This window comes from Paenibacillus sp. P3E (assembly GCF_001909045.1).
Lineage (GTDB): Bacteria > Bacillota > Bacilli > Paenibacillales > Paenibacillaceae > Paenibacillus_AQ > Paenibacillus_AQ helianthi.
In genome coordinates, this window is record NZ_LVWH01000042.1 from 1 (window position 1) to 7,381 (window position 7,381).

A 7,381-nucleotide genomic window follows, 5' to 3' on the forward strand; every position below is an offset into this window, starting at 1 on the left:
AAGTCAATGACTAAAATGGGATTATTTATAAAAAATACATTTTTATATGTTGGAGAACTGTGAGTACAATCTATTCCAGAAGGAAAATCTTCATTCCGTACCAGCGGTTGAAGACATACGCTGTACTGTAAAACCAATTCTGAAGAGCCTGTTGTGGGAAATCCGCACGCCGGGTTCTGTGGGGGTTAGGGTCACCAGTTGGATGTCATCTTACCTGGGTTACCTCTAGTGAAACTGAAATAGAAATGGACCGGATGATTTTCATTAATGGTATACTTTAGCAAATGTTCAACTTCCATCAGCCCTGAAAAGGAGGCTTCATGTGATGAGTCCACACCTTTCTTCAAAATGGCCGCGCCTGCCTAAGGTGGTCAGCAGACGTACCATGAGAGGATTCCTTATGCTTTTAACCGTCTTGCTGACCCTGTTTATATTTACAGGCTGCTCCCTGCTGCCTTGGAATAAAGATTCGGCAAACCATCCGAAGATCAGCCACAAGCTGAACGAGCAGGAGGATGTGATCAACCGCAACAGCTTAGGTACGGAGAATCTGGACAAACTGGATGCATTTATCGAACGGGGGAGCGGAGTTCAGCGGGTGGTGCAGCATACCATTGAGGGTGATCCGATATTTAGGGTGCTGGAGTACAAGGGAGGAAGACTGCAATACACCGTCGACACAACGGAGGATGCCTTTGGCACACCTGAGGTGCGTACGGTTTCCTGCGCAGAGCTGGAGCGGGTGGAGACCAATACCCTGCTGACATATACGCTGACAGGGTGCGATGGCGAGCAAGCAGAGCGGCAGCTATTATCGATCGAATATGATGTGGCGAAGCAGGACCGGTTCGAGTTTGTGCTGAAATATGGAGTGGACCGCAAGAATGAGATCAACACTGGGGAGCAGAAGCTGGTCAAGGACTTGCGGAATGGTTCAGTGGCCGAAGTTAATGATTATACATTGCCGGATAAGGACCGCCAGAGTATTTATCGCGAGCTGGTGCTCAGTAGTGACCTGGAGGAAGAGAAGCAGCTGTCCACAGAATGTAACAGGAAGCCTTATATAAGCTATGAGCTGACGGTCCAAATCAACGGCGCTGAGCGTCATTATGTCTGGAGTGAATGCGACACTAGCACGGACGGCCTGAGCATGACCGGGGTGGCACAGTTCATCATAGACACGGTTGAAGCCAATGAAGCCTTTAAGCAGCTGCCGGAAGCTGAGGGCGGGTACGAATAAGACAATAATCGGATGAATCTGCACAGCAAAGCCTGATATAATTTTAAGGAATCAAGCTATAAATCGGCGATGAGCTGTACGTGCGAAATATTTTTAATTACAGGGAGGTTCAGACATGCCACAGCGTGTGCTGCTGATAGAAGACGACGAGGCGATAAGTGAAATGGTGCGCTCGTATTTGGTAAAAGAGGGGTATGAGGTGGAAACGGCATTTGACGGTGAGGCAGCGGAGAGGCTGTTTCACCGCAGCGGCGCCTATGATCTGGTTCTGCTGGATCTGATGCTTCCCAAACGAAGCGGCAATGATGTGCTGCAGACGATCCGCCGGGACAGTCTGGTGCCTGTACTGATCATGTCCGCAAAGGACAGTGATGTTGACAAGGCGCTGGGCCTGGGCTTCGGCGCAGATGACTATATTACGAAGCCGTTCTCGATGATCGAGCTGGCGGCACGGGTGAAGGCAGCGATCCGCAGGGCCGGATATGCCGCTGCAGGCAGTGCCAGCCAGGAAACGGCTCCGGTGGAGGCGAAATCGAACAGGATATCGCTGCGCGGACTCACCGTGGATTTTGATAATTTCTCGGCACTGAAGAACGGTGAGGAGGTCAAGCTGACCGCCAAGGAATTCCAGATTCTGAAGCTGTTCGTGAGCAGCCCCGGCCGGGTGTACACCAAAGCACAGATTTACAGCAGTGTCTGGGAAGACGATTATTACGGGGACGAGAATGTCATTAATGTACATATGCGCAGATTGCGTGAAAAAATTGAAGATGATCCATCCAAGCCGGAATACATCAAAACATTATGGGGCATCGGCTACAAGCTGGGGGATGTGCTGGAATGATGGCTTTGCTCAGTGTGGCTATCCTGCTGTTGCTAATTGTGATCCTCTGGCAGTACCTGCGTCTGCGGGAGCATTCCCGCCAGCTCGAATATATCCATACCAAGCTTGAGGGAATTGTGGACCGCGGCTCCCACGAAAGACTGCTGCTGTTCAACAGCGATCCTCATCTGCAAAAGCTGCTTACCGATCTGAACCGGCTGCTGGACGTCAACCACAAGGGTGCAGTGGAACTGGCCAAGCTGGAGAAGTCCATGCGCAGCATGCTGGCGAATATTTCTCATGATCTGAAGACTCCGCTGACGGTGGTGCTTGGTTATATTGAAACGATTCTTCATGATCAGGCGATGACGGAAGAGGAGCAGGAGCATATTCTGCGGACGATTCACGGCAAGGCAGAAGAAGTGATCCGGCTGATGAACAGCTTTTTTGATCTGGCCAAGCTGGAGTCGGGGGATAAGGAGATCGCTCTGTCGCGGGTGGAGCTGGGGGAGATCTGCCGGCGGAACATTCTTTCCTTTTACGATATTCTGAGTGCCAAGGGTAGTGAGGTGGAGATCGAGATTCCGGATGAGGCGATGTACATCATGGGCAACGGAGAGGCGCTGGACCGGGTGCTATCCAACCTGCTGTCTAATGCAATCAAATACGGGGATGCCGGCGGAGTACTAGGACTTCGGCTATACAGCGACGGGGATCAGGTGTGCATCGAGGTATGGGACCGGGGGAAGGGCATCACCGAAGGCCACCTGGATAAAGTTTTTGAGCGGCTCTACACGCTGGAGGATTCCCGCAACCGGGATTATCAGGGGAGCGGACTCGGGCTGACCATCACCAAAAGGTTAACCGAGCAAATGAACGGCAGCATTACTCTGCGCAGTAAGCCTTTCGTCAAAACCGTATTTACGCTTTCTTTTCGCAGGCTGACCTTCTAAGAAGCCCTCCTGGTCTGGCGGTTATACCTGGATTACGGCAGCTTAAGATTTTCGTAAGATTCAGGTAATAAAAAAGAAAATTCCGCTGTGTACAATAAGAACCAGGAAGACAAACGAAGAGCCAAAGGGGATAACGGAAATGACTACCATATTGCGGACCTGGGATTTAACCAAGGAGTATCAAGGCAAAGAGGCTGTGAACGGCGTGAATATGAGCATCAAGCAAGGCGAAATCTACGGGTTCCTGGGACCCAACGGCGCGGGCAAAACCACTGTGATGAAAATGATCACCAATCTGGTAAAGCCGACGGCGGGGAACATTGAATTTTTCGGTGAAAGTATGACTGACCGCTCGTATGAAATGTTGAAGCGCATGGGCTGTATTATAGAATATCCGGTGTTTTACGATAAGCTGACCGCCAGAGAAAATCTTCAACTGCATGGAGAGTATATGGGCTACTACGATGCGAAGGCCATGGAAGAGGCGCTGGAGCTGGTGAAGCTGAAGGGTGTGGACAAAAAGCCGGTCAAGCAGTTCTCTCTCGGGATGAAGCAGCGGCTGGGCATTGCCCGGGCGGTGATGACGAAGCCGGAGCTGCTCATTCTGGATGAGCCGATCAACGGGCTGGACCCTATGGGCATCAAGGAGCTGCGCGAGGTGTTCCGCATGCTGAGCCGGGAATACGGAATGACGCTGTTGATCTCCAGCCACATTCTGGGGGAGATTGAACAGGTAGCCGATACGATCGGTGTCATCCGTGAGGGAATCCTGCTGGAGGAAGTGGCGATGGATACGATCCGCAGCCGGGATACGCAGTACATTGAAATGATTACCGGAGAGAGCAGCAAAGCGGTGTATGTTCTGGAGCATAAGCTGGGCCTCACCAACTTCAAGGTGCTGGATCCCCGGACCATCCGCATTTATGATGCCGTGCAGCAGAGGGAACTGAACAAAGCGCTGGCCGAAGCGGATGTGGAGCTGGAAAGTCTGAGTAAAAAGCATCATTCGCTTGAAGATCATTTTGTGGAACTGATGGGGGGTGAAGGTATTGCTTAAGCTAATTCAACTGGAAATTCGTAAAAACAAGCTGTTAGGCTTGCTCAAGGGTGTCGTCATTGCCAATCTGGCCATTCTTGCCTTCATGATTCTCGTCACCTACATCGACACGAGTGAAAATGGCGGCGAATTCAAGACGTATGCGGATATGTTCGAAGGTGTGTATATCTTCACCAAGGCAGCCTTTATCATTTTTGCTTCGGTGGTGCTGAGCAAGCTGGTAATCGATGAGTATAAGAACAACACCATTACTCTATTGTTCATGTACCCCATTTCCCGTAAGAAACTCATGACTGCCAAAATCATCATCGTGTTCTTGTTTACCGTTGTTAGTATTTTTGTCTCAGATATTCTGCTTAACGCCATTCTGGTGGGGATTAACTCCTTCACCCATGTGATTCCGGGCTCGCTTGATCTCAATAGTATTCCGTCAGAGCTGATCAGAATCAGTACCGACGCGGTATATGCAGCGGGTATTGGCTTAATTCCATTATTCATCGGGATGCGCAAAAAATCCGTACCGGCGACCATCGTTACTGCGGTGCTGGTTGTCAGCCTGATTTCCTCCGGCTTCGGTAATTTTCGGATGGGCAACCAGGTAGGGGTTTCTCTGGCACTGGCCCTTGTTGGCGCAGGTATCGCCTACCTGTCCATCCGGAATATTGAACAGAAGGATATTGCCTGAATTTTTTTGGAATCACGCTAGATTCACCTCCATCATTAGCATTCAGAGTTCAAAGGTTCCTCCGTAGATAGTAAGGATTTCCATATATCCTTGCTCATCTGCCAGAGGGACTTTTTTTGCTGGAAAACCGCATGGTGTCAATGTTTTGATGGCGGTCTGCTGCGGTTTTTTGCTATAATAGTATATATTTCAGCAATTTTTGATCATACCCAATAGTGGCTGATTGCAACTGCTACCTGAGGGCAGTCGAGATTGAGATTACATATATAGTTTATCCGCAGCTTCTGAACAGACGAACGCAAGATTGAAGCTCGGAGGAGGTGGGTTATGCCTAAAGAATGGTTATCCATTCTGAACCGGGTGCTTTCGGAGGAAAGTGCCTATAAAGTGTTATACGATCATCATCCTGATCTGATTATTGTGCTGGACAGGCAGGGGCAGTATGTGGACAGTAACCGTCCATTAGAAGATGCCGCTGGAACAGGTGCAGAGCTCCATAAGCAATCCTTTCGTGTGGTACCGAAGCTTCCTGGAGAAGAACATTTTGCCGCAGCACTCGGCGGTATCGGTTCCAGTTTTGAGTTGGAAGCTGAAGAGAGCACTGGAAGCAGCCTGACCACTATTACCTATGTGCCGGTAAAAACAGAAGAAGGAATCGCAGGTATATTCGCCATTATCCGGTATGACCAGAGCTGCAGATTGACTTTTTCGCTTCAGGAATGGTTCCACCGGCTCCTGACTGGGGAAGATCGTCCTCCCGTGGTTTGGACAGATGACCGGATACCAGAATTTGAAGAGGAGCGGGTTGAAAACGCTGCAGCGCAGGAACAGCAGAAGGCGGAACTGGTGCTGGAAATGTCCGAGGACAAGCATCTCGCTCTGATCCTCAACTCTGTTGCAGCGGGAATCTTTGGATTGGATACACAGGGCAGGACATTCTTCATTAACCGCGAAGGGTCTGATATGCTGGGCTATACGCCTTCCGAATTGATCGGCCGGAGCCTTGCCGATCAGATTCATCACATCCGTGGAGACGGGTCCAGGTACCAGCAGAGTGAATGTCCGATCTTGCAGACCCTGCAGGATGGCATTACCCGCAGCAAGACGGATGAAATTTTCTGGAGAAAAGACGGAACCAGTTTTTTTGTCAGCTACCGGATTGCACCGCTTCTGCACAAAGGGATCATATGCGGTGTGGTAGGTTCCTTCAGTGATACTTCCAATGAACGTGAGGTTCTCCGGGCCAAAGAAACGGCGGAGCAGGCAGCTCAAGCCAAGTCCGATTTTCTCGCGATGATGAGCCATGAGATCCGTACTCCGATGAACGGGATGATCGGGATGGCCGATCTGCTGCTGGAAACAGAGCTCGCGGAAGAGCAGCGTACCTATGCCGAGATTCTGCGCAGCAGCAGCTACAGCCTGCTCAAAATTCTGAATGATATCCTCGATTTCAGTAAGATGGAAGCCGGCAAAATGCCGCTGCTATCGGAAAGATTCGATCTGCGTGAAATGATTGAGAGCATCATTGATCTATTTACCCCCAAAGCGGAGGAGAAAAAACTCGCGCTGCGGTGGTGGGCAGATACCAGTGTACCAGCCATTGTGACCACGGACCCCAGCCGTTTACGGCAGATCATTGTGAACCTGGTAGGCAATGCACTGAAATTCACTGACCATGGAAGCGTAACCTTGTCTGTGAAGAATATCGAGCTGCCGGCTTCTCCGGAGTATCTGCTGGAATTTTCGGTAAGGGATACAGGGGTCGGGATTGCGGACAGTAAGCTGAATCTGCTGTTCCAGTCCTTCTCCCAGCTGCATCCGTTCATTAACCGCAAATACGGGGGCACGGGTCTTGGACTGGCCATCTGTAAGCAGCTGGTAGAGCTGATGGGCGGAACCATCTTTGTGGAGAGTGAAGAAGACCGGGGATCGACCTTCCGCTTCATGCTTCCTTTCGTCAAAGAAGAGATAGAGTCGGATATGACATTCTGAGTTAGCCTCTGCGTGCCAAACATCAGGAGGCGGGAATCCCCTACTAATTAACTCCGGCCGAGCAGCTGGAGGTTTTTATAGTAGGAAACAGCTCGTCTCCGGTGAACGCTATGACCGGGGGCTTGCTGTTTTTTTGTGCAGCAGCCGGTTATGTGTGAATTTAGTAGCTCGATGCGTTTATGTGTGAACTAAGTGGCTCGATGCGTTTATGTGTGAATACCAGATCAATGCGTTTATGTATGAACCTAGTGACTCAGTGCGTTTATGTGTGAACCTATCGGCTCAATGTGGTTATGTGTGAACTAAGTGGCTCAGTGCGTTTATGTGTGAACTACCAGATCAATGCGTTTATGTGTGAACCTAGTGGCTCAGTGTGTTTATGTGTGAACCTATCAGCTCAATGCAAGTTCGCTGTTGCTAAGTGGAAAAAGTAAACCTAATTCATTGAAATATCAGGTAAACCTTAAGTTAAGTGGAAAAAGTAAATCTAAATAAATCGGGAGCGGCTAAATGGGGTCATTTTGGTTATTTCCTCAGAATGTAAGTGGATACATTCCACTTACATTCTGAAAAAGAACAAAAGACAAAAAAATAGGTGGAGAAAATCCACTTAGTTAGAATCGTGAGCTCC

General features: G+C 49.7%; 6 protein-coding genes. All 6 read left to right on the top strand.

Annotated elements, in window-relative coordinates; all coding sequences use genetic code 11:
• Positions 1-325: 325 nt before the first annotated feature.
• The 6 genes from A3842_RS06075 (at position 326) to A3842_RS06100 (ending at position 6,750) form a co-directional block, all read left to right on the top strand.
• Positions 326-1,240: a DUF4362 domain-containing protein gene (locus tag A3842_RS06075; protein ID WP_074100783.1), complete on the top strand. Its 915-nt coding sequence runs from the start codon at positions 326-328 to the stop codon at positions 1,238-1,240.
• Positions 1,241-1,355: 115 nt separating this feature from the next.
• Positions 1,356-2,084: a response regulator transcription factor gene (locus A3842_RS06080; RefSeq protein ID WP_074084598.1), complete on the top strand. Its 729-nt coding sequence runs from the start codon at positions 1,356-1,358 to the stop codon at positions 2,082-2,084.
• Positions 2,081-3,016: a sensor histidine kinase gene (locus A3842_RS06085; RefSeq protein WP_074100784.1), complete on the top strand. Its 936-nt coding sequence runs from the start codon at positions 2,081-2,083 to the stop codon at positions 3,014-3,016. Before A3842_RS06080 ends, A3842_RS06085 begins: the two co-directional genes overlap by 4 nt.
• Before the next feature lie 139 nt (positions 3,017-3,155).
• The gene (locus tag A3842_RS06090; protein WP_074100785.1) at positions 3,156-4,073 is read left to right on the top strand and encodes an ABC transporter ATP-binding protein; all 918 of its coding nucleotides are present in this window, start codon (positions 3,156-3,158) and stop codon (positions 4,071-4,073) included.
• The gene (locus tag A3842_RS06095) at positions 4,057-4,758 is read left to right on the top strand and encodes an ABC transporter permease (RefSeq protein WP_256701544.1); all 702 of its coding nucleotides are present in this window, start codon (positions 4,057-4,059) and stop codon (positions 4,756-4,758) included. The genes A3842_RS06090 and A3842_RS06095 overlap by 17 nt, the downstream gene beginning before the upstream one ends.
• 327 nt (positions 4,759-5,085) lie before the next feature.
• Positions 5,086-6,750 (top strand): PAS domain-containing sensor histidine kinase, encoded by a 1,665-nt coding sequence (locus A3842_RS06100; protein WP_074100787.1) that lies wholly within the window; start codon positions 5,086-5,088, stop codon positions 6,748-6,750.
• Positions 6,751-7,381: the final 631 nt, after the last annotated feature.

Excerpts from the sequence above, each read along its gene's own strand:
- A3842_RS06080 (WP_074084598.1), top strand. The coding sequence starts at position 1,356 with ATGCCACAGCGTGTGCTGCTGATAGAAGACGACGAGGCGATAAGTGAA.
- A3842_RS06085 (WP_074100784.1), top strand. The coding sequence starts at position 2,081 with ATGATGGCTTTGCTCAGTGTGGCTATCCTGCTGTTGCTAATTGTGATC.
- A3842_RS06090 (WP_074100785.1), top strand. The coding sequence starts at position 3,156 with ATGACTACCATATTGCGGACCTGGGATTTAACCAAGGAGTATCAAGGC.
- A3842_RS06075 (WP_074100783.1), top strand. The coding sequence starts at position 326 with ATGAGTCCACACCTTTCTTCAAAATGGCCGCGCCTGCCTAAGGTGGTC.
- A3842_RS06100 (WP_074100787.1), top strand. The coding sequence starts at position 5,086 with ATGCCTAAAGAATGGTTATCCATTCTGAACCGGGTGCTTTCGGAGGAA.